Origin of the sequence: Pseudomonas sp. G5001 (genome assembly GCF_013385475.1) — a bacterium.
GTDB lineage: Bacteria > Pseudomonadota > Gammaproteobacteria > Pseudomonadales > Pseudomonadaceae > Aquipseudomonas.
This window is the reverse complement of record NZ_JACAPZ010000011.1, coordinates 217975-238945: the sequence shown is the minus strand read 5'-3', so window position 1 is coordinate 238945 and position 20971 is coordinate 217975. Positions and strand designations below refer to the sequence as shown.

General features: G+C 59.7%; 27 protein-coding genes. 15 read left to right on the top strand and 12 right to left on the bottom strand.

The genetic code is table 11. From position 1 onward, the window contains the following. Positions 1-45: 45 nt before the first annotated feature. Positions 46-567 (bottom strand): ribosome biogenesis factor YjgA, encoded by a 522-nt coding sequence (gene yjgA, locus HX805_RS11220; RefSeq protein ID WP_003216092.1) that lies wholly within the window; start codon positions 565-567, stop codon positions 46-48. A gap of 108 nt (positions 568-675) precedes the next feature. On the opposite strand from yjgA, the gene pmbA reads away from it, so the two are divergent. The 6 genes from pmbA (at position 676) to HX805_RS11190 (ending at position 5945) form a co-directional block, all read left to right on the top strand. Further along, positions 676-2022, top strand: a complete 1347-nt coding sequence (pmbA, locus tag HX805_RS11215; protein ID WP_003216094.1) for a metalloprotease PmbA — start codon at positions 676-678, stop codon at positions 2020-2022. Positions 2023-2171: 149 nt separating this feature from the next. Continuing rightward, the gene (locus HX805_RS11210) at positions 2172-2567 is read left to right on the top strand and encodes a hypothetical protein (RefSeq protein WP_008434319.1); all 396 of its coding nucleotides are present in this window, start codon (positions 2172-2174) and stop codon (positions 2565-2567) included. Continuing rightward, positions 2560-3936: a lyase family protein gene (locus HX805_RS11205; protein WP_177080095.1), complete on the top strand. Its 1377-nt coding sequence runs from the start codon at positions 2560-2562 to the stop codon at positions 3934-3936. Before HX805_RS11210 ends, HX805_RS11205 begins: the two co-directional genes overlap by 8 nt. 27 nt (positions 3937-3963) lie before the next feature. After that, positions 3964-4407, top strand: coding sequence for a hypothetical protein (locus tag HX805_RS11200; RefSeq protein ID WP_003216099.1), 444 nt, complete (start codon positions 3964-3966; stop codon positions 4405-4407). A 1-nt stretch (position 4408) separates the two neighbouring features. Then, on the top strand, positions 4409-5020 hold the full coding sequence (locus HX805_RS11195) for a superoxide dismutase (RefSeq protein ID WP_177080096.1): 612 nt from the start codon (positions 4409-4411) through the stop codon (positions 5018-5020). A gap of 31 nt (positions 5021-5051) precedes the next feature. Then, a complete protein-coding gene (locus HX805_RS11190) occupies positions 5052-5945 on the top strand; it encodes a ZIP family metal transporter (RefSeq protein WP_177080097.1) in 894 nt (297 codons plus the stop codon). Positions 5946-5958: 13 nt separating this feature from the next. Here the strand turns inward: HX805_RS11190 and HX805_RS11185 are convergent, their stop codons facing one another. After that, complete coding sequence (locus HX805_RS11185; protein WP_087692865.1) at positions 5959-6909, bottom strand: GlxA family transcriptional regulator; 951 nt, start codon at positions 6907-6909, stop codon at positions 5959-5961. A gap of 114 nt (positions 6910-7023) precedes the next feature. Here HX805_RS11185 and HX805_RS11180 point away from each other — a divergent pair, with 114 nt between their 5' ends. Beyond that, positions 7024-8025, top strand: coding sequence for an SLAC1 anion channel family protein (locus HX805_RS11180; RefSeq protein WP_177080098.1), 1002 nt, complete (start codon positions 7024-7026; stop codon positions 8023-8025). A gap of 20 nt (positions 8026-8045) precedes the next feature. Here HX805_RS11180 and HX805_RS11175 read toward each other — a convergent pair whose 3' ends face one another. From HX805_RS11175 to HX805_RS11130, 10 genes are all read right to left on the bottom strand, one after another. Continuing rightward, the gene (locus tag HX805_RS11175) at positions 8046-8318 is read right to left on the bottom strand and encodes an HPr family phosphocarrier protein (RefSeq protein ID WP_003216108.1); all 273 of its coding nucleotides are present in this window, start codon (positions 8316-8318) and stop codon (positions 8046-8048) included. A gap of 16 nt (positions 8319-8334) precedes the next feature. After that, entirely contained in the window at positions 8335-9192 is an 858-nt protein-coding gene (gene rapZ / locus HX805_RS11170; RefSeq protein WP_003216111.1) for an RNase adapter RapZ, read from the bottom strand. Positions 9193-9194: 2 nt separating this feature from the next. After that, the gene (gene ptsN / locus HX805_RS11165; RefSeq protein ID WP_003216114.1) at positions 9195-9659 is read right to left on the bottom strand and encodes a PTS IIA-like nitrogen regulatory protein PtsN; all 465 of its coding nucleotides are present in this window, start codon (positions 9657-9659) and stop codon (positions 9195-9197) included. Between the two features lie 12 nt (positions 9660-9671). Beyond that, complete coding sequence (gene hpf / locus HX805_RS11160; RefSeq protein WP_003216115.1) at positions 9672-9977, bottom strand: ribosome hibernation-promoting factor, HPF/YfiA family; 306 nt, start codon at positions 9975-9977, stop codon at positions 9672-9674. A 75-nt stretch (positions 9978-10052) separates the two neighbouring features. Further along, positions 10053-11546 carry an RNA polymerase factor sigma-54 gene (locus HX805_RS11155; protein ID WP_003216117.1) on the bottom strand — a complete coding sequence of 498 codons (1494 nt, stop codon included), beginning with the start codon at positions 11544-11546 and terminating at the stop codon, positions 10053-10055. Positions 11547-11730: 184 nt separating this feature from the next. After that, positions 11731-12456 carry an LPS export ABC transporter ATP-binding protein gene (lptB, locus tag HX805_RS11150; protein ID WP_003216119.1) on the bottom strand — a complete coding sequence of 242 codons (726 nt, stop codon included), beginning with the start codon at positions 12454-12456 and terminating at the stop codon, positions 11731-11733. Next, the gene (gene lptA / locus HX805_RS11145; RefSeq protein ID WP_023659193.1) at positions 12456-13028 is read right to left on the bottom strand and encodes a lipopolysaccharide transport periplasmic protein LptA; all 573 of its coding nucleotides are present in this window, start codon (positions 13026-13028) and stop codon (positions 12456-12458) included. The genes lptB and lptA overlap by 1 nt, the downstream gene beginning before the upstream one ends. Beyond that, positions 13015-13587 (bottom strand): LPS export ABC transporter periplasmic protein LptC, encoded by a 573-nt coding sequence (gene lptC, locus HX805_RS11140; protein ID WP_003216122.1) that lies wholly within the window; start codon positions 13585-13587, stop codon positions 13015-13017. Before lptC ends, lptA begins: the two co-directional genes overlap by 14 nt. 8 nt (positions 13588-13595) lie before the next feature. Further along, positions 13596-14120, bottom strand: coding sequence for an HAD family hydrolase (locus HX805_RS11135; protein WP_003216124.1), 525 nt, complete (start codon positions 14118-14120; stop codon positions 13596-13598). Continuing rightward, positions 14121-15095 (bottom strand): KpsF/GutQ family sugar-phosphate isomerase, encoded by a 975-nt coding sequence (locus HX805_RS11130; RefSeq protein ID WP_003216126.1) that lies wholly within the window; start codon positions 15093-15095, stop codon positions 14121-14123. It abuts the gene before it with no gap. Positions 15096-15387: 292 nt separating this feature from the next. Between HX805_RS11130 and HX805_RS11125 the strand changes: the two genes are divergently transcribed. The 8 genes from HX805_RS11125 (at position 15388) to hisG (ending at position 20954) form a co-directional block, all read left to right on the top strand. Then, on the top strand, positions 15388-16197 hold the full coding sequence (locus HX805_RS11125; protein ID WP_003216128.1) for an ATP-binding cassette domain-containing protein: 810 nt from the start codon (positions 15388-15390) through the stop codon (positions 16195-16197). Then, a complete protein-coding gene (mlaE, locus tag HX805_RS11120; protein ID WP_003216131.1) occupies positions 16197-16994 on the top strand; it encodes a lipid asymmetry maintenance ABC transporter permease subunit MlaE in 798 nt (265 codons plus the stop codon). The genes HX805_RS11125 and mlaE overlap by 1 nt, the downstream gene beginning before the upstream one ends. Next, positions 16994-17461: an outer membrane lipid asymmetry maintenance protein MlaD gene (gene mlaD / locus HX805_RS11115; RefSeq protein ID WP_003216133.1), complete on the top strand. Its 468-nt coding sequence runs from the start codon at positions 16994-16996 to the stop codon at positions 17459-17461. Before mlaE ends, mlaD begins: the two co-directional genes overlap by 1 nt. A gap of 11 nt (positions 17462-17472) precedes the next feature. Next, a complete protein-coding gene (locus HX805_RS11110; protein ID WP_003216135.1) occupies positions 17473-18126 on the top strand; it encodes a phospholipid-binding protein MlaC in 654 nt (217 codons plus the stop codon). Continuing rightward, positions 18123-18428: a lipid asymmetry maintenance protein MlaB gene (locus HX805_RS11105; RefSeq protein ID WP_003216137.1), complete on the top strand. Its 306-nt coding sequence runs from the start codon at positions 18123-18125 to the stop codon at positions 18426-18428. Before HX805_RS11110 ends, HX805_RS11105 begins: the two co-directional genes overlap by 4 nt. 114 nt (positions 18429-18542) lie before the next feature. Beyond that, on the top strand, positions 18543-18782 hold the full coding sequence (locus HX805_RS11100; protein ID WP_008434291.1) for a BolA family protein: 240 nt from the start codon (positions 18543-18545) through the stop codon (positions 18780-18782). A gap of 23 nt (positions 18783-18805) precedes the next feature. Continuing rightward, positions 18806-20071, top strand: coding sequence for a UDP-N-acetylglucosamine 1-carboxyvinyltransferase (gene murA / locus HX805_RS11095; RefSeq protein ID WP_003216140.1), 1266 nt, complete (start codon positions 18806-18808; stop codon positions 20069-20071). 247 nt (positions 20072-20318) lie between these two features. Then, the gene (gene hisG / locus HX805_RS11090) at positions 20319-20954 is read left to right on the top strand and encodes an ATP phosphoribosyltransferase (protein WP_003188599.1); all 636 of its coding nucleotides are present in this window, start codon (positions 20319-20321) and stop codon (positions 20952-20954) included. Positions 20955-20971 lie beyond the last annotated feature (17 nt).

The following is a 20971-nucleotide window of genomic DNA, read 5'->3' as shown; positions in this document are numbered from 1 at the left end:
GAGCGGGAGCTTCGGGTGGCGAAGGCCGCCACCCGGGGAAGAGGGTCAGCGCAGGCCGCGTTGACTATCGTCCAGCTCACGGATGTATTTGAAGATTTTTCGGCTGGAGGCCGGTGGCTTGCTTTGCGCCAGTTCGTGCTGGGCCTGACGGATCAGGGAGCGCAATTGTTGGCGATCGGCATCCGGGTACTCGATGACGAACTTCTCCAGTACCGCGTCATCGCCAGCGATCAGGCGATCACGCCAGCGTTCCAGGTTATGGAAGCGCTCGTTGTACTGGCGAGTGGAGGCATCGAGTTGATCGAGCAACGTCAGAATGGCGTCAGTGTCCTGGTCGCGCATCAGTTTGCCGATGAACATGAGGTGCCGTTTACGCGCGATATTCGCGGTGTGCTTGGGCGCATCGTTCAGAGCCCGGCGCAGGGCGTCGGTCAATGGCAGTTTTGCACACAAGTCAGGCTTGAGTGTTGTAAGGCGCTCGCCGAGGTCAACCAGAGCATGCAGCTCGCGTTTGACCTGAGATTTGCTTTTCTCCCCATCGAGGGAGTCGTCGTAAGAATCAACCATGGTGGCAGTCCGCAAAGAAACGCCGCCATGATAACCAGTCGGGGGCCGCTTGTCCGGCCCGGTCGCTAGAAGGCCTTAACCGAAAGCAGAATTTGAGTGGAGAAAACCATGAGTGCAGCCCAAAGCGTCGGTCCGCAAGCGTTACCGGCACTGCAGGAACAAGTCGAGCAGATCATTGCCGAGGCCAAGCGCCAGGGGGCCAGTGCCTGTGAAGTGGCGGTGTCCCTGGAGCAGGGGTTGTCGACATCGGTGCGCCAGCGGGAAGTGGAAACCGTCGAATTCAACCGCGACCAGGGGTTTGGCATCACCTTGTACGTGGGCCAGCGCAAGGGCTCGGCCAGCACTTCTGCCAGCGGCCCGGAAGCGATTCGCGAAACCGTTGCTGCAGCGCTGGCGATTGCCAAGCACACCTCCGAAGATGAAAGCTCCGGCCTGGCTGATGCAGCCCTGATGGCTCGGGACTTGAAGGATTTTGACCTGTTCCATGCCTGGGACATCACCCCGGAACAGGCTATTGAACAGGCACTGACCTGTGAAGCGGCGGCATTCGATGCCGACAGCCGGATCAAGAACGCCGATGGCACCACCTTGAGTACTCATCAGGGTTGCCGCGTATACGGCAACAGCCACGGTTTTATCGGCGGTTATGCCTCGACGCGTCACAGCCTGAGCTGCGTGATGATCGCCGAAGCCAACGGCCAGATGCAGCGTGATTACTGGTACGACGTGAACCGCCAGGGCGAATTGCTGATGGACCCGGTACTCATCGGCCAGCGTGCCGCGCAGCGTGCTGCCAGCCGCCTGGGCGCGCGCCCGGTGCCGACCTGTGAAGTGCCGGTGTTGTTCTCGGCGGAACTGGCCGGTGGTTTGTTCGGCAGTTTCCTTGGGGCGATTTCCGGCGGCAACCTGTACCGCAAGTCGTCGTTCCTGGAAGGCGCGATTGGCCAGAAGCTGTTCCCGGAATGGCTGACCATCGATGAGCGCCCGCACCTGATGCGCGCCATGGGCAGTTCGTCGTTTGACGGTGATGGCCTGGCCACCTATGCCAAGCCGTTCGTCGAGAACGGTGAGCTGGTGTCCTATGTGCTGGGCACCTACGCCGGTCGCAAACTCGGCCTGCCAAGCACCGCCAACTCCGGTGGCGTACACAACCTGTTCATCACCCATGGCGATGAAGACCAGGCGGCGCTGTTGCGGCGCATGGGCCGTGGCTTGCTGGTCACCGAGTTGATGGGCCATGGCCTGAATATGGTCACGGGTGATTACTCCCGTGGTGCGGCGGGTTTCTGGGTGGAAAACGGCGAAATCCAGTTCGCCGTGCAGGAAGTGACCATCGCGGGCAACATGCGTGACATGTTCAAGCAGATTGTCGCGGTGGGTAATGACCTGGAACTGCGCAGCAACATCCGCACCGGTTCGGTGTTGATCGAAAAGATGACCGTCGCCGGCAGCTAATCCGCCGACAGACGCCATAAAGAAGGCGCGCCACCCATTGGGTGGCGCGCCTTTTTTTGTGCCTGGAATTCCGAGTGATTCCCTCAGGCTCTTGTTTTGATTCTCAATATCATTTAATAATAAATATCATTACCGAATGAGTGTGGATCATGAGTTCTGTCCTGCATGAGGATCCCTACCTGGAAAGCTGGCGTTGGATGAGTCGTCAGATTCGTTGCGGCCTTGCTCCCGACGAGCCCCGCCTGATCGAACATTATCTGGCCGAAGGCCGGTACCTCGCCTGTTGCACTGCGACCCACCCGTGGACCATCGGCGAAACCTCATTCCGCCTGCTGCTGGACACCGCCTCCGATATCGCCTTGCCCTGGCACTGGCGGTCCATGTGCCTGGACCAGGCCTGGCGCCCGTTGCGCGACCTAGAAAAACTTTCCCACTGTGCCTGCCGCCTCAAGCGCTGGCAGACCTTTGCCTGGCAATTGGCGACCTGCGAATTGCTGCCATCGATTTCTCACTCTGACCTGGTGCAAGGATCTTCCGATGAGTAACACCCGTATCGAACGCGACAGCATGGGCGAACTGCAAGTGCCGGCCGAGGCCCTGTATGGCGCACAAACCCAGCGTGCGGTGAACAACTTTCCCATCAGCCACCAGCGCATGCCGGCGCAGTTCATTCGTGCGTTGATCCTGGCCAAGGCTGCCGCCGCTAAAGCCAACGTCGAGCTGAAACAACTGAGCGAAGCCCAGGGCAAGGCCATCGTTGATTCCGCCCAAGGCTTGCTGGAAGGCGATTTCATGCAGCATTTCCCGGTGGATATCTTCCAGACCGGTTCCGGCACCAGCTCCAACATGAACGCCAACGAAGTGATTGCGACCCTCGCCAGCCGCTTGCTGGGCGAGCCGGTCAACCCTAACGATCACGTCAACTGCGGCCAGAGCAGCAATGACATCATCCCGACCACCATTCACGTCAGTGCGGCGCTGGTGCTGCATGAGCAAACCCTGCCGGCGCTGCTGCACCTGGTCCAGGTGATCGAGCACAAGGCCGAGGAGGTGCACCGTTTCGTCAAGACCGGTCGGACGCATCTGATGGACGCCATGCCGGTGCGCATGAGCCAGGTGCTCAATGGCTGGGCGCAGCAGCTCAAGGCCAATATCGGCCATCTGCAAGACCTGCTGCCGAGCTTGCAGGCGCTGGCCCAGGGTGGCACTGCAGTCGGCACCGGGATCAATGCGCATCCGGAGTTTGCAGCGCGCTTCAGCCAGCAACTGAGCAGCCTGACCCACGTCCAGTTCACCCCAGGCAAGAACCTGTTCGCGCTGATCGGCTCCCAGGACACGGCCGTCGCGGTCTCCGGGCAGCTCAAGACCACCGCCGTGTCCCTGATGAAAATCGCCAACGACCTGCGCTGGATGAACTCCGGCCCATTGGCGGGCCTTGGTGAAATCGAGCTGGAAGGCCTGCAGCCGGGCTCTTCGATCATGCCCGGCAAGGTCAACCCGGTGATCCCGGAAGCCACCGCCATGGTTGCCGCACAAGTCATCGGCAACGACACGGTGATTACCATCGCCGGCCAGTCCGGCAACTTCGAACTCAACGTGATGCTGCCGATCATTGCCCAGAACCTGCTCGGCAGCCTGGAGTTGCTGGCCAACTCCAGCCGACTGCTGGCCGACAAGGCCATCGCCAGCTTCAAGGTCAACGAAGCCAAGCTCAAGGAAGCGCTGTCGCGCAATCCGATCCTGGTGACCGCACTCAACCCGATCATCGGTTACCAAAAGGCCGCCGAAATCGCCAAGAAGGCCTATCAACAAGGCCGTCCGGTGATTGATGTGGCGCTCGAACATACCGACTTGCCCCGCAGCCAACTGGAAATCCTGCTGGATCCGGAAAAGCTCACGGCTGGCGGCGTGTAATCACCGACCCTGCTTTGGAGGCTCACCATGGAGCACTGGAAACGCACGATCGAACGGGCCAATCGCTGCTTTATGGCGGGCGAGCTGGTAGATGCCCGCGAGGCCTACCTGCAAGCCCTGGCCCTGGCTCAAGTGTTGTTTGAGCGCTGGGCGGATGCCGACGAAGCGGTGGCGGCTTGCGTCATTTCCCATCACAACCTGGCCGACCTGCACTTGCGCCTGAACCAGCCGGAAGAAAGCGCGGAATACCTCTGCGCCATTCACCAGCGCCTGTTGCAGACCATGCAAGACACCCGTCTTAACCCGCTATTGCGGGAAGCGGCCCTGCGTCAGAGCAGCAAGACCTACGTCGAACTGCTGAATTTCATCAGCGATCACGGTGAGTACCCACGTACCCACCGCCTGCTGGGCAGCAACGTGGCGCCATCGGATGCGTCGACCCGCAACAGCCCTTTTTATGGAGCTCATTGATATGTCCTACACCTTGCCGGCCTTGCCTTACGCCTACGATGCCCTTGAACCGCATATCGACGCGCAAACCATGGAGATCCACTACACCAAGCACCACCAGACCTACATCAACAACCTCAACGCAGCCGTCGAAGGCACCGAGTTTGCCGCTTGGCCGGTGGAGAAACTGGTGTCCAGCGTCCAGCAACTGCCGGAAAAGCTGCGGGCGGCGGTGATCAACCAGGGCGGCGGCCACGCCAACCACTCATTGTTCTGGGCTGTCATGTCGCCCAAGGGCGGCGGCAAGCCAGGCGGCGCGCTGGGTAACGCCATCGACGAGCAGTTGGGCGGTTTCGACGCCTTCAAAGAGGCCTTCACCAAAGCTGCCTTGACCCGTTTCGGCAGCGGCTGGGCGTGGTTGAGCGTGACGCCGCAAAAGACCCTGGTGGTGGAAAGCAGCGGCAACCAGGACAGCCCGTTGATGAACGGCAATACGCCAATCCTCGGTCTGGACGTCTGGGAACACGCTTATTACCTGCTGTACCAGAACCGTCGTCCGGAATACATCAATGCGTTCTACAGCGTCATCAACTGGCCGGAAGTTGCCGGCCGCTACCAGGCTGCGCTGGGCTGAAACTCCTCTATAACAAGATCTAAGGCCGACTATGGGCACTGAAACACTGGCGATCAGCAGCGTGCGAATGTTTCGTTATGCGTTTGGCTCGCTGCTGCTATTGGCAGGAACTGCATTGCTGGTGGCCCAAGGGCTGGCCTGGCTTGACCTGGAACCGCGCATCCTGCGTGCCTTGCAGGGCGGGGCCATCTGCGCGCTCGGCACCGCCCTGGGTGCCGTGCCGGTACTGGTGATCCGCCGGATGCCATTGGCGGTGAGCGACACGCTGCTCGGCTTCGGTGCCGGGGTGATGTTGGCCGCTACGGCGTTTTCGCTGATCGTGCCGGGTATTGCGGCTGCTCAAAGCCTGGGGCTGACGCCATGGGCCGCCAGTGGATTGATCAGTTTCGGCATCATGCTGGGCGCGTTCGGGCTGTATCTGGTGGATCGCAAGGTCTCCGGCGCCACCCCGGAAATGCTCGTGGGCAGTCCGGATCATCCGGTGATACCGCCGCGTATCTGGCTGTTTGTGTTCGCCATCATTGCCCACAACATTCCCGAAGGCATGGCCGTGGGTGTCTCGGCAGGCGGCGGCATGCCGGATGCCGACAGCCTCGCCATGGGTATTGCCTTGCAGGATGTGCCGGAGGGACTGGTGATTGCGTTGGTGCTGGCCGGGGCAGGGATGTCGCGGGTCAAGGCGTTCCTGATCGGCGCGGCGTCAGGGCTGGTGGAGCCGGTGTTTGCGGTGCTGTGTGCCTGGCTGGTGAGCCTGGCTCAGGTGCTGTTGCCGCTGGGGCTGGCGCTGGCGGCCGGGGCCATGCTGCTGGTGGTGACTCACGAAGTCATTCCCGAGTCGCGGCGCAATGGCCATGACAAGCTCGCCAGCCTGGGGCTGTGTATCGGGTTTTGCTTGATGATGGTTATGGATACGGCGTTGGGCTGAGGCTGTCGCGCTTCTACAAGAAGCGCTTGCGGTAGTCGCTGGGGGTAACGCCCAGGCGGCGAACGAAGGCGCGCCGGAACCCATCAACATTGGCATAGCCGACCTGATCGGCCAGGCGTTTGAGCGAGACATTCGAGCCTTCGATCAGCCGCCGTGCCTGGTCGATACGTGCCAGCTCCACGAACTCGGCAGGGGTGAATCCACCCTCGGCCTTGAATACCCGGGCAAAGTTGCGTTCGCTCATGTCAGCGCGTTGGGCCAGCAATGCCACGCTCAGGTCTGCGGCCAGGTTGTCGACGATATAGGTCTGTATCTGGCGAATGTTCGTGCGCTCTGCGGTCTGTGCCGCCAGTTGGGCGCTGAACTGTGACTGGCCGCCCGGCCGTTTGAAGTACATCACCATTTCCCTGGCCACACTGAGCGCCAAATCCCGGCCGTGGTCCTCCTCGACTAACGCGAGCGCCAGATCCATACCGGCCGTCACACCGGCGGAGGTGTACAGGTTACCGTCGCGGATAAAAATGCTGTCCGGTTCGACCACGGCATCGGGGTATTGCCTGGCCAGCAATGCACTGGAATTCCAGTGCGTGGTGACGCGTCGCCCGACCAGCAAACCAGCAGCCCCCAGCACAAAAGCGCCACTGCAAACCGAGCCTATCCGCCGCACGCGCGTGGCCTGGTAGCGTACCCAGTCCCGCAGGTGGGCGTCGTGTGCCACGTCATTCACGCTGGGGCTTCCAGCGATCAGGAGCGTATCGATAGCCCCCTTGAACGTCTCGATGGAGTCATCCGTGGCCAGGCGAAGCCCATTGGTTCCCTTGATCTGCCCGGCGACGGTACCGATGACCGAGATCCGGTATGCACGGGAATTACCCAATTGCCTGGCCGCTTCAGCGAACACATCGGCAGGGCCGACGACATCCAGCATTTGCACGCGGGGAAATGCCAGGAGGGCAATTCGCATGGTGTCGGTCTCCGTAGTGGAAATGGCTGAAATCGTCGTTAAGCGACACTATAGGACAGAGGGGAGGTAGGCGACACTGTCCGTCACGTGCTTTATCGTCAACCGGAGACCCGCATGAGCATCTGTAACGCGCCACTTCCCCCCTTCGCTGTCGAATCGAGCGAGCGGTCGGGGTCCATCAAGAATCTTCCCATCAATTTGTTTGGCGCCGTGATGGGGTTGGCCGGCCTGAGCCTGGCCTGGCAGTCCGCCAGTGAATATGTGGCTTACGCGCAAATGATCGGAGCGGTCATTGGTGGGTTTGCCATTCTGGTGTTTATCGCACTGGTGGCGGGGTATCTCACCAAGTGGGTTAAATACCCTGCGGCGGTCAAAGCCGAGTTCAATCACCCGATATCAGGAAATTTCTTTGGCACGGTGACGATCGCGTTGCTGCTGCTGTCGGCAGTCGTAGGCTCAGCTAGCACCCTGATCAGCCAGGGGCTTTGGATGTTGGGTAGCCTGCTGACCATGATCCTGGCGGCAATTGTGCTCTCGCGACTGTTGTCCGGTAATCAGGAGTCGCAATATGCGGTGCCTGCCTGGCTGATCCCGGGGGTGGCGGCGCTCGACATCGCGGTGACAGGTGCCCACATGCCCATGGCGTGGGCATACGAGTTCAATCTGTTCGCGATGGCGGTAGGGAGTGTGATTGCGCTGGTGTTCTTCACGCGAATTTTTTCACGTCTGGTTCACGAGCCGGTGATGGCCAAAGGTATGACACCTTCGCTGATGATACTTATCGCCCCCTTTGAAGTCGGCTTTCTGGCTTACACCAACTTCTTTGGCAGCGTCGACTATTTTGCCAGCGTGCTCTTCTACTTTGGCCTGTTCCTGTTTGGGGTGCTGGCATTCAAAGTATTCCGTCAGGCCGCGCCTTTTTCTCCTGCCTGGTGGGCAATCAGCTTTCCGATTGCGGCATTGAGCAACGCTGCGTTGAAATATGCCGATGCCAAAGGAAGCGTGATCCTGGAAGCGATTGCCTATCTGATCCTGGCTTTCCTGTCGATCGCCCTGGCCGTACTGACGGTCAAGACGTTGAAGATTCTGTTCAACGGCAAACTGCTGTCCAACTGACGCAGGGGAGGGGCGATTACCTACTCGCCCTCATCAAAGAAATTATTGATCAACGCTACCAGGGCATCCATCGCTTCCTGCTCTTGCTCGCCTTCGGTCTTCAAATGAATCTTCGTGCCCTTGCCCGCAGCCAGCATCATCATGGCCATGATGCTTTTGCCGTCGACCATGGATTCCGGGGTGCGCCCGGCGCGGATCTGGCAAGGGAACTGCCCGGCGACGCCGACGAACTTGGCCGAGGCCCGGGCGTGCAGGCCCAGCTTGTTGATGATTTCAATTTCCAGAGCGGGCATCGCGGGGGTGTTCCTTTCAGCTGAGGTCGCGGTGGCGAACCTGGACGTTCTTGAGGGTTTGTTGCAGCACCTTGCCCAGGCGTTCGGTCAGGTAGACGGATCGGTGGTGGCCGCCGGTGCAGCCAATGGCGATGGTGACATAAGCCCGATTGCTGGCCGCAAAACGCGGCAGCCATTTGAGCAGGTAGCTGGAGATGTCCTGGTACATTTCCTCGACATCCGGTTGCGCCGCCAGGTACTCGGCCACAGGTTGGTCCAGCCCCGACTGATCGCGCAGTTCCGGCTTCCAGTACGGGTTGGGCAGGCAGCGCACATCGAACACCAGGTCGGCATCCACCGGCATGCCGCGCTTGAAACCGAACGACTCGACAAGGAACGCCGTGCCTGGCTCCGGCTGGTTCAGCAGACGCAGCTTGATCGCATCCCGCAGTTGATACAGGTTCAGGCTGGTGGTGTTGATCTTGAGGTCGGCCAGGTCAATGATCGGCCCCAGCAGTTTGGTCTCGTCCTCGATGGCTTCGGCCAGGGAACGATGAGGGCTGCTCAACGGGTGGCGGCGACGGGTTTCGGAGAAGCGCTTGAGCAGGGTCTCTTCGTCGGCGTCCAGGTACAGCACATCGCAATGGATATGCTTGGCCCGCACTTCTTCGAGCAGTTCAGGAAAGCGTGTGAGGTGGCTGGGCAGGTTGCGGGCGTCGATCGACACGGCGACCAGCGGTTGCGCCAGCTCGGTATGAATCAGCGCGCGTTCCGCCAGTTCCGGTAGCAGGCCGGCGGGCAGGTTGTCGATGCAATAGAAGCCGTTGTCCTCAAGAACATTGAGGGCCGTGCTTTTACCTGAGCCGGAACGGCCGCTGACGATGATCAAACGCATGATTAATGCCCGTTTTGTTCATCCAGGACAACCTGGTAGAGCGCCTCATTGCTTGAGGCACTACGCAGTTTGTCGCGTACGTCCTTGCGGTCGAGCATGCTGGCGATCTGCCGAAGCAGCTCCAGGTGCGCATCGGTGGCAGCTTGCGGGACCAGCAGCACGAACAGCAGGTCGACCGGCGCGCCGTCGATGGCGTCGAAATCGATAGGGGCGTCCAGGTGCAGCAGGGCGCTGACTGGAGACTCACAGCCTTGCAGGCGGCAGTGAGGAATGGCGATGCCGTTGCCAAAGCCGGTGGAGCCGAGCTTTTCACGGGCAATCAGGGCCTCGTACACAGCTTGCGTATCCAGTTCGGGCACTTCGCGGCCGATCAGGTTGGCAATTTGTTCGAGGGCGCGCTTTTTACTGCCGCCCGGCACGTTCACGAGGGAACGGCCGGGGGTCAGGATGGTTTCAAGTCGGATCATGGGTGGGGAGTGTTAGCGGCCAGTGCCTTGAAGAAGGCTCTGCTGCTTTTCCTTATGCTTTTTAAGTTGGCGGTCAAGCTTGTCTGTGAGCAAGTCGATTGATGCATACATGTCTTCATGTTCGGCATTGGCGACCACTTCGCCACCGGGTATCTGAAGTGTCGCTTCGATTTTCTGCTGAAGCTTGTCGACCTTCATGATGACCTGCACGTTGGTGATCTTGTCGAAATGGCCCTCAAGCTTCTTCAGCTTCAGCTCGACGTATTCGCGCAATGGAGGGGTGACTTCTACATGGTGTCCACTGATGTTGACTTGCATACAGCTTCTCCTTCGTTGCCAGTGCATAAAGCGGCGGGTAGGAATACCCGCCACTGGAACGCTATGGCCCGCCCGTCACATCAAACGCTTACGCTCGCTGGAAGGCGCGATCCCTAGGGACTCGCGGTACTTGGCGACGGTTCGACGGGCGACCTGAATGCCTTGTGCCTCCAGTAAACCAGCGATCTTGCTGTCACTCAACGGCTTTTTCTGATTTTCCGCGGCAACCAGTTTTTTGATGATCGCGCGGATCGCCGTGGACGAGCATTCGCCGCCTTCGGAGGTGCTGACGTGGCTGGAGAAAAAGTATTTCAGCTCATATATACCCCGTGGGGTATGCATGAATTTTTGCGTGGTCACCCGGGAAATCGTTGACTCGTGCATGCCCACCGCCTCGGCGATGTCGTGCAGTACCAGCGGCTTCATCGCTTCATCGCCGTATTCCAGGAAGCCGCGCTGGTGCTCGACGATCTGGGTGGCGACTTTCATCAGGGTTTCGTTGCGGCTTTGCAGGCTCTTGATGAACCAGCGGGCTTCCTGCAGTTGGTTACGCATGAAGGTGTTATCGGCGCTGGTGTCGGCGCGGCGCACAAAACCTGCGTATTGCGGATTGACCCGCAGGCGCGGCACCGATTCCTGGTTCAGCTCCACCAGCCACCGCTCATTGTCCTTGCGCACAATCACGTCGGGCACGACATATTCGGCTTCGCTGGACTCGATCTGCGAGCCCGGGCGCGGGTTGAGGCTCTGCACCAGCTCGATGATCTGGCGCAGGTCATCTTCCTTGAGCTTCATGCGGCGCATCAGCTGGCTGTAGTCGCGGCTGCCCAGCAGGTCGATGTAGTCGGTGACCAGGCGCTGCGCTTCGCTCAGCCAAGGCGTCTTGGCCGGCAATTGGCGCAGTTGCAGCAGCAGGCACTCGCTGAGGTTGCGGGCGCCGATGCCGGCCGGCTCGAATTGCTGGATGCGGTGCAGGACGGCTTCGATTTCGTCCAGTTCGATGTCCAGTTCCGGGTCGAACGCCTCGAGGATCTCCTCAAGGGTCTCGTCCAGGTAGCCCTGGTTGTTGATGCAATCGATCAGGGTCACGGCGATCAGGCGATCGGTATCGGACATCGGTGCCAGGTTCAGCTGCCAGAGCAAATGGCTTTGCAGGCTCTCGCCGGCTGATGTGCGGGTGGTGAAGTCCCACTCGTCGTCATCGTTGCTGGGCAGGCTGCTGGCGCTGGTCTGGTAGACGTCTTCCCAGGCGGTATCCACGGGAAGTTCGTTGGGAATGCGTTCGTTCCATTCGCCTTCCTCAAGATTATCCACCGTGGGGGCGGTTTCCTGGTAGGAGGGTTCCTGTACGTCGGGGTTGGGCTTTTGCTCGATGTTGTCGGCCAGCGGGTCTGCATTATCGAAGTCGTCGCCTTCTTCCTGGCGTTCGAGCATCGGATTGGACTCCAGGGCCTCCTGGATTTCCTGTTGCAGGTCCAGGGTCGACAATTGGAGCAGGCGGATGGCCTGTTGCAGCTGCGGTGTCATCGTCAGCTGCTGGCCCATTCTCAGGACTAGCGATGGTTTCATGGCAGGGGCTTAACACCTTATTCGCCGGCGCAATGCGCCATCCACGACAGGGCGCGTGAGCGCCAAACATAAGCAAATTATATGCCTGATATCGGGGGCTTTGCCTAGAGCGCGGTAACAATAAAAATACTGAGGTTTTTATTGACTACCGCGCTCCATGGCGAATGGCCTGATACCACCGTGTTTACAGGCGGAACTCGTGACCCAGATACACTTCCTTGACCAGTTCGTTGGCCAGGATAGTGGCAGAGTCACCTTCGGCAATCAGCTGTCCATCGTTGACGATGTAGGCGGTTTCGCAGATATCGAGTGTCTCACGGACGTTGTGGTCGGTGATCAATACACCGATGCCCTTGGCCTTGAGATGATGGATGATCTGCTTGATGTCGCCGACCGAGATCGGGTCGACACCGGCGAAAGGTTCGTCCAGCAGGATGAACTTGGGCGCCGTGGCCAGCGCGCGGGCGATTTCCACACGACGACGCTCGCCGCCGGAAAGGCTCATGCCGAGGTTGTCGCGAATGTGGTTGATGTGGAATTCCTGCAGCAGGCTTTCCAGCTCTTTCTTGCGCCCGGCGCGGTCGAGTTCCTTGCGGGTCTCGAGGATGGCCATGATGTTGTCGGAAACCGACAGTTTGCGGAAGATCGATGCTTCCTGGGGAAGATAGCCGATACCCGCTTGCGCACGGCCGTGCATAGGCTGGTGGCTTACGTCCAGGTCGTCGATCAGGACGCGGCCTTGATCGGCCTGCACCAGGCCGACGATCATGTAGAAGCAGGTGGTCTTGCCGGCACCGTTGGGGCCGAGCAAACCGACGATCTGGCCGCTGTCGATCGACAGGCTGACGTCACGCACGACCTGACGGCTTTTATAAGCCTTGGCCAGATGCTGGGCTTTCAGGGTTGCCATTAATTCGCCTTCTTCGCGTCGGGTTTCGGCGCCGGCTGGGCTGCGCCCGGTTTCTGCTTCGGCTGGATAACCATGTCGATACGCGGCTTCGGCGTGCTGATTTTCGAGCCGGTAGCACGGCCGGCCTGGGCGATCTGCTTCACCGTGTCGTAGACGATTTTTTCGCCGTCGGTGGTGTTGCCGTCATTGATGACCCGGGCCTGGTCGATCAGCACGATGCGGTTTTGCTGGGCGTGGTACTGGATCGTCTTGCCATAGCCTTTGACCGGCGTAGGGTCGCCCACTTTCTGCAGTTGTTCGAAATACGCCAGGTTGCCCACCGAAGTGACCACGTCGATATCGCCCGCCGGGGTACGAGTCAGTGTCACGGTGTTACCCGTCACTTTCATCGAGCCCTGGGTGATGATCACGCTGCCCGTGTAGGTCGCGATACCTTGCTTGTCATCCAGTTGCGCATCGTCAGCCTGAATGTGGATCGGTTGCTGGCTATCGTTCGGCAGAGCCCAGGCGCTCACGCTTCCCAGTGCTGCGCCCAGGCCGAGCAAAATAGGGAGGGTTTTAACGAGCCTCATACTGTCCTCTTACGTTCGATAGCAGGTGTATCCTGCTTTCTTTCAAATACGCTTTCATTCCCTTGCCAGTCGATACACCGCCAGCGCCGTCAATTCTAACGTCTTGCTCGGTCTGCGCATATTGCTTCTGTGGGAATACGGTCATGCGACTGCTGGTAATAATGGTGTCGCGGTTCTTGGCGTCAGTGCGGGCTACCCGCACCGAGTCAATCAGTTCCACTTGGGTGCCGTCCGGGTTGACCTCGCCACGCTCGCTGGTGACGTGCCATGGAAATTCGGCGCCGCGGTACAGGTTCATGTCCGGCTTGGTCAGCAAAGTGACCTCGGATGCCTTCAAGTGTTCGACCTTGTCGGAGGTCATTTCATACTGGACCTTGCCATCGGGCAGGTACTGGATGCTGTGGGCGTTGATGGCGTAATAGTCGATAGCACTCTCGTCAACCTGTGCAACCGGCTTGTCGAGGAAGCGCTCCGGGCTGATATTCCAGTAGCCGACCGCGAGGAAAACCGCGGCGATGACTGCAAGTATCAGGAAATTGCGAATCTTTTTACTCAGCATAAAACGCTCTATAGGTAGGCGGCGTGGGCCGCTTCAAGGCTGCCTTGGGCGCGCAGAATCAACTCGCAGAACTCGCGGGCGGCGCCTTCGCCGCCGCGGGCGGTGGTTACACCATGGGCGTGTTCGCGAACGAACGCCGCCGCATTGGCCACGGCCATGCCCAGGCCGACCCGGCGAATCACCGGCAGGTCGGGTAAATCGTCACCCAGGTACGCAACCTGCTCATAGCTTAGGTTGAGTTGGCCAAGAAGCTCGTCCAGAACCACCAGTTTATCCTCGCGGCCCTGATACAGGTGAGGAATACCCAGGTTTTGTGCGCGGCGTTCCACAACCGGGGTCTTGCGACCGCTGATGATGCCGGTTTGCACGCCCGCCGCCATCAGCATCTTGATGCCCTGGCCGTCGAGGGTGTTGAACGTCTTGAATTCGCTGCCGTCTTCCAGAAAGTACAGGCGGCCATCCGTCAGCACACCGTCGACGTCGAAAATCGCCAGCTTGATGTGCTTGCCCCGTTGCATCAGGTCGGTGGTCATTTACATCACTCCCGCACGCAGCAAGTCGTGCATGTTCAGGGCGCCAACCGGACGGTCGTCGCTGTCGACCACCACCAGCGCCAGGATCTTGTGGTCTTCCATGATCTTCAGTGCTTCGGCCGCGAGCATGTCAGGGCGTGCGGTCTTGCCGTGAGGCGTCATGACTTCGTCGATGGTGGCGGTCTGGATGTCGAGGTTGCGGTCCAGGGTGCGGCGCAGGTCGCCGTCGGTGAAGACCCCGGCCAGCCGCCCGTCGGACTCCAGGATTACGGTCATGCCCAGGCGCTTGAGGGTCATTTCCATCAAGGCATCTTTCAGCAAGGTGCCGCGTGGCACTTGTGGCAGCTCGTCGCCGGCGTGCATGACGTTTTCCACTTTCAGCAGCAGGCGACGGCCAAGGGCGCCGCCCGGGTGGGAAAACGCGAAGTCTTCGGCGGTAAACCCGCGGGCTTCCAGCAATGCCACGGCCAGCGCATCGCCCATGACCAGGGCGGCGGTGGTGGAGGAGGTCGGTGCCAGGTTCAGCGGGCAGGCCTCGTGGGCAACGTGCACGTTCAAATTCACTTCGGCGGCTTTTGCCAGCGTCGAGTCCGGGTTGCCGGTCACGCTGATCAGCTGGATACCCAGGCGCTTGATCAGCGGCAGCAGGGTCACGATTTCGTTGGTGGTGCCGGAGTTGGACAGTGCCAGGATGATGTCGTCCCGGGTGATCATGCCCATGTCACCGTGGCTGGCTTCGGCCGGATGCACGAAGAACGCGGTGGTCCCGGTGCTCGCCAGGGTGGCGGCGATCTTGTTGCCGACATGCCCGGATTTGCCCATGCCGACCACCACTACGCGGCCCTTGCTGGCCAGAATCATCTCGCAGGCGCGTACGAAATCCGCGTCGATATGGGCCAGCAAGCCTTCTACGGCTTCAAGCTCGAGGCGGATGGTGCGTTGTGCGGATTGAATAAGGTCGCTGGATTGGCTCATGTCTGAAATCGTATAGCCTGACGAAAAGTCGGCGATTATAACGGTAATGATCAATTCCCTCACACAAGTTCGTCAGGCTTTATTCAATACACCCGTGGTTGAGATTGAACCTCAGCCAGGATTTTTTAGCTGTCCTGTTTCTGAACAAGCTCTGTTCCGGCCTTGGGGGCGCTGTACCAGCAGTGATATAGTTCGCGGCCAGTTCGGTCCGCACGGCCTTTTTGTCTATTCGGCGCAAGCATTTGTCGAAAACAAAGTGTCTGAGTGAAAGGCTGCATCCCAAGGAGTTTAGATGAGTGCCGATAACGCCTACGCGGTCGAGCTGAAGGGCCTTTCCTTCAAGCGCGGTACGCGCAGCATCTTCAATAATGTGGATATTCGCATTCCCCGCGGCAAAGTCACGGGCATCATGGGGCCTTCCGGCTGCGGCAAGACTACGCTGCTGCGCCTGATGGGCATGCAATTGCGCCCCTCCGCCGGTGAAGTCTGGGTCAATGGCCAGAACCTGCCGACCCTTTCGCGCAGTGACCTGTTCGATGCCCGCAAACACATGGGCGTCCTGTTCCAGAGCGGCGCGTTGTTTACCGATCTCGATGTTTTCGAAAACGTGGCGTTCCCGCTGCGGGTGCATACACAGCTGTCCGATGAAATGATTCGTGACATTGTGTTGCTGAAATTGCAGGCCGTCGGGCTGCGCGGTGCTATCGATTTGATGCCCGACGAGTTGTCCGGAGGCATGAAGCGTCGTGTCGCCCTGGCGCGTGCCATCGCCCTCGACCCGCAGATTCTCATGTACGACGAGCCTTTCGTTGGCCAGGACCCGATCGCCATGGGGGTGCTGGTACGCCTGATCCGCCTGCTCAATGATGCGTTGGGTATCACCAGTATCGTGGTTTCCCACGACCTGGCCGAGACCGCGAGCATTGCCGACTACCTATATGTAGTGGGCGATGGCCAGGTGCTGGGGCAGGGCACGCCTGAGGAACTGATGAACGCAGACAACCCGCGCATTCGCCAATTCATGACTGGCGATCCCGATGGCCCGGTGCCTTTTCACTTTCCGGCAGCGGACTACCGCTCAGATCTTCTGGGGAAGCGCTGATGCGCAAGACATCATTACTCGAAAAGGTTCGCCTTTTCGGTCGCTCCGGCATCGATATCATCGGTGTGCTGGGGCGTTCGACGATTTTCCTGTTTCATGCCTTGCTTGGCCGCGGCGGTATTGGCGGCGGTTTCGGCCTGCTGATCAAGCAATTGCACTCCGTGGGCGTGATGTCCCTGGTGATCATCGTGGTTTCCGGGGTGTTCATCGGCATGGTGCTGGCGCTGCAAGGCTTCAATATCCTCTCCAGCTACGGGTCCGAACAGGCTGTTGGGCAGATGGTTGCCCTGACGCTGTTGCGTGAGTTGGGCCCGGTGGTGACCGCTCTCCTGTTTGCCGGGCGTGCCGGTTCGGCGCTGACGGCCGAAATCGGCAACATGAAGGCCACCGAACAGCTGTCCAGCCTGGAAATGATCGGTGTCGATCCGCTCAAGTACATTGTTGCCCCGCGCCTGTGGGCCGGCTTCATTTCCCTGCCACTGCTGGCGATGGTGTTCAGCGTGGTGGGAATCTGGGGCGGTTCCTGGGTCGCGGTTGACTGGCTGGGGGTCTACGACGGCTCCTACTGGGGCAACATGCAAAACAGCGTGACCTTCAGCGGCGACGTGCTCAACGGCATCATTAAAAGCATCGTCTTCGCCTTTGTAGTGACCTGGATCGCCGTATTCCAAGGCTATGACTGTGAGCCCACCTCAGAAGGGATCAGTCGCGCCACCACCAAGACCGTTGTGTACGCCTCGCTGGCGGTACTGGGCCTTGACTTCATTTTGACCGCCTTGATGTTTGGAGATTTCTGATGCAAAACCGCACTGTGGAAATCGGTGTCGGCCTTTTCTTGCTGGCTGGCATCCTGGCTTTACTGTTGCTCGCCCTGCGAGTCAGCGGCCTATCGGCCAGCCCCACCGCCGATACTTATAAACTTTACGCCTACTTCGACAATATCGCCGGTTTGACTGTCAGAGCTAAAGTGACCATGGCGGGTGTAACCATCGGCAAGGTCACGGCAATCGATCTGGACCGCGACAGCTTCACCGGCCGTGTGACCATGCAGGTGGACAAGAAGGTAGATAACCTGCCGACTGACTCCACTGCGTCTATCCTCACCGCTGGCCTGCTGGGCGAGAAGTACATCGGCATCAGCGTCGGCGGGGAATCTGCCCTGCTCAAGGATGGTTCGACCATTCATGACACACAGTCGTCGTTGGTGCTGGAGGACTTGATCGGTAAATTCCTGCTCAATACCGTCAATAAAGACGCCAAATGAGGAATGTGTTCATGATCTCTACTTTGCGACGTGGCCTGTTGGTACTGCTCGCGGCACTGCCGTTGATGGCTAACGCCGCTGCCGGCGGTTCTGCGCATGACCTGGTGCAGGACACCACCAACAAGATGTTGGCTGACCTGAGTGCCAACAAGGAAAAGTACAAGCAGGACCCGAGTCAGTTCTATAACGCGCTGAACACGATTGTCGGGCCTGTTGTTGATGCTGAAGGTATTTCCAAAAGCATCATGACTGTCAAGTACTCGCGCAAGGCTACGCCTGCGCAGATGCAGACATTCCAGGAAAACTTCAAGAAGGGCTTGTTCCAGTTCTACGGCAACGCCCTGCTGGAGTACAACAACCAGGGGATTACCGTCGCCCCTGCCGGGGATGAGTCGGGTGACCGCACCAGCGTCAACATGAGCGTCAAGGGCAACAACGGCGCGGTCTACCCTGTGCAGTACACGCTCGAGAAGGTCAACGGCGAGTGGAAACTGCGTAACGTGATCATCAACGGCATCAACATTGGCAAGCTGTTCCGTGACCAGTTCGCGGATGCCATGCAGCGCAATGGCAACGACCTGGACAAAACCATCAACGGTTGGGCCGGTGAAGTGGCCAAGGCCAAGGAAGAAACCGACAAAGCTGCCGGGAAGCCTGCCCAATGACCGAGTCGGCCATTCGCCTTGGCGAGTCCGGTGAGCTGTTGCTCAGCGGCGTGCTGGATTACAGCACTGGACCCGCCCTGCGCAAGCAGGGCCAGGCGCTGATCAATGCCAGTACCGCTCCTGCGCTGGTGCTGGATTGCTCGGCGGTGGTGAAGTCCAGCAGCGTCGGCTTGTCGTTGCTGCTGTGTTTCATGCGCGATGCGCAGGCCGTCAAAAAGCCGGTGAGCATTCGTGCATTGCCCGAAGACATGCGTGAAATCGCTGAGGTTTCCGGTCTGACCGAGCTGTTGGCGCATCCTTAATACACATTATTAAAGAAGCCCCCCGTCAGAGTCCTGCTATGCGGGGTTCGCAGGCGCGGGGCTTTTTTGTATGATGTGCGACCCGCGCGCACTGGGCGCCCATAGAGGTTGATCATGCAGGCCCTAGAAGTTAAAAGCTTCCTTGAAGGAAAGCTGCCCGAAACTAATGTTGAAGTTGAGGGCGAAGGCTGCAATTTCCAGCTGAACGTGATTAGCGATGAACTGGCGGCATTGAGCCCGGTCAAGCGTCAGCAGCAGATCTATGCCCATTTGAACCCGTGGATCACCGATGGCAGCATCCATGCGGTCACTATGAAATTTTTCAGCCGCGCGGCCTGGGCCGAGCGCACCTGAGCCCCCAAGGCGTCGAGATTCTTATGGATAAATTGATTATTACCGGCGGTGCTCGTCTTGATGGCGAGATCCGTATTTCCGGGGCGAAGAACTCCGCCCTGCCGATCCTGGCAGCGACCTTGCTGTGCGATGGCCCGGTTACCGTGGCCAACCTGCCGCACCTGCATGACATCACCACCATGATCGAGTTGTTCGGTCGCATGGGCATCGAGCCGGTGATCGACGAGAAACTCAGCGTCGAAATCGACCCGCGCACCATCAAGACCCTGATCGCACCGTACGAGCTGGTGAAAACCATGCGCGCCTCGATCCTGGTACTGGGCCCGATGGTTGCCCGGTTCGGCGAAGCCGAAGTCGCACTGCCTGGCGGTTGCGCCATCGGTTCGCGTCCGGTGGACCTGCACATCCGTGGCCTCGAAGCCATGGGTGCAACCATTGACGTCGAAGGCGGCTACATCAAGGCCAAGGCGCCGGAAGGCGGCCTGCGTGGCGCAAACTTCTTCTTTGATACCGTCAGTGTGACCGGTACCGAGAACATCATGATGGCCGCTGCCCTGGCCAATGGCCGCAGCGTGCTGCAAAACGCCGCGCGCGAGCCGGAAGTGGTCGACCTGGCCAACTTCCTGATCGCCATGGGTGCCAACATCACCGGCGCCGGCACCGACACCATCACCATTGATGGCGTGAAACGCCTGCATTCGGCTACCTACAAGGTGATGCCGGACCGCATCGAGACCGGTACCTACCTGGTCGCGGCTGCCGTCACCGGTGGCCGTGTCAAGGTCAAGGACACTGATCCGACCATCCTCGAAGCCGTCCTGGAAAAACTCAAGGAAGCCGGCGCCGAGATCACCACCGGTGAAGACTGGATCGAGCTGAACATGCATGGCAAGCGGCCAAAAGCCGTTAACGTGCGTACCGCTCCGTACCCGGCGTTCCCGACCGACATGCAGGCGCAGTTCATTTCCCTGAACGCGATTGCCGAAGGCACCGGTGCCGTGATCGAGACCATCTTCGAAAACCGCTTCATGCACGTGTACGAGCTGCACCGCATGGGCGCCAAGATCCAGGTCGAAGGCAACACCGCCATCGTGACCGGCATCGAGAAGCTCAAGGGCGCGCCAGTGATGGCTACCGACCTGCGTGCCTCCGCCAGCCTGGTGATCTCGGCGTTGTGCGCTGACGGCGACACCCTCATCGACCGCATCTACCACATAGACCGTGGTTACGAGTGCATCGAAGAGAAGCTGCAGATGCTCGGCGCGAAAATCCGCCGCGTACCGGGCTAGTTCCAGGAACTGCAAACACGCTCATTGTGGCGAGGGAGCTTGCTCCCGCTGGACTGCGCAGCAGTCCCAGTCTTTTTAAACAAAGATCAGGGCCGCTTCGCGCCCCAGCGGGAGCAAGCTCCCTCGCTACATGACGATGTATGCTGTTAGCTGATTTGTTTCAAGTCGAGGCTGTAATGGCCTCGATCTGTGTCTGGCGCCGATTGCGACCGGACAGCAATAGCCTGATGAAGGACTGACGTTTCCCATGTTGACCATCGCACTGTCCAAGGGCCGCATCCTTGACGACACTTTGCCGCTTCTGGCTGAAGCGGGCATCGTGCCGACCGAGAATCCGGACAAGAGCCGCAAGCTGATCATCCCCACGACCCAGGACGACGTTCGCCTGCTGATCGTGCGTGCCACCGATGTGCCAACCTACGTTGAACATGGCGCGGCCGACCTCGGCGTCGCGGGCAAAGACGTGTTGATGGAATACGGCGGCCAGGGCCTGTACGAGCCGCTGGACCTGCGTATCGCCCTGTGCAAGCTGATGACCGCCGGCCGTGTCGGTGACGTCGAGCCTAAGGGCCGCCTGCGGGTGGCGACCAAGTTCGTCAACGTTGCCAAGCGTTACTACGCCGAGCAGGGTCGTCAGGTCGATATCATCAAGCTCTACGGCTCGATGGAGTTGGCACCGCTGATCGGCCTGGCCGACAAGATCATCGACGTGGTCGACACCGGCAACACCCTGCGCGCCAACGGCCTGGAGCCCCAGGACTTTATCGCCGACATCAGCTCCCGGCTGATCGTCAACAAAGCTTCGATGAAAATGCAGCACGCCCGTATCCAGGCGTTGATCGACACCCTGCGCAAGGCAGTGGAGTCTCGACACCGCGGTTGACTCACCCGCGCGGCCTC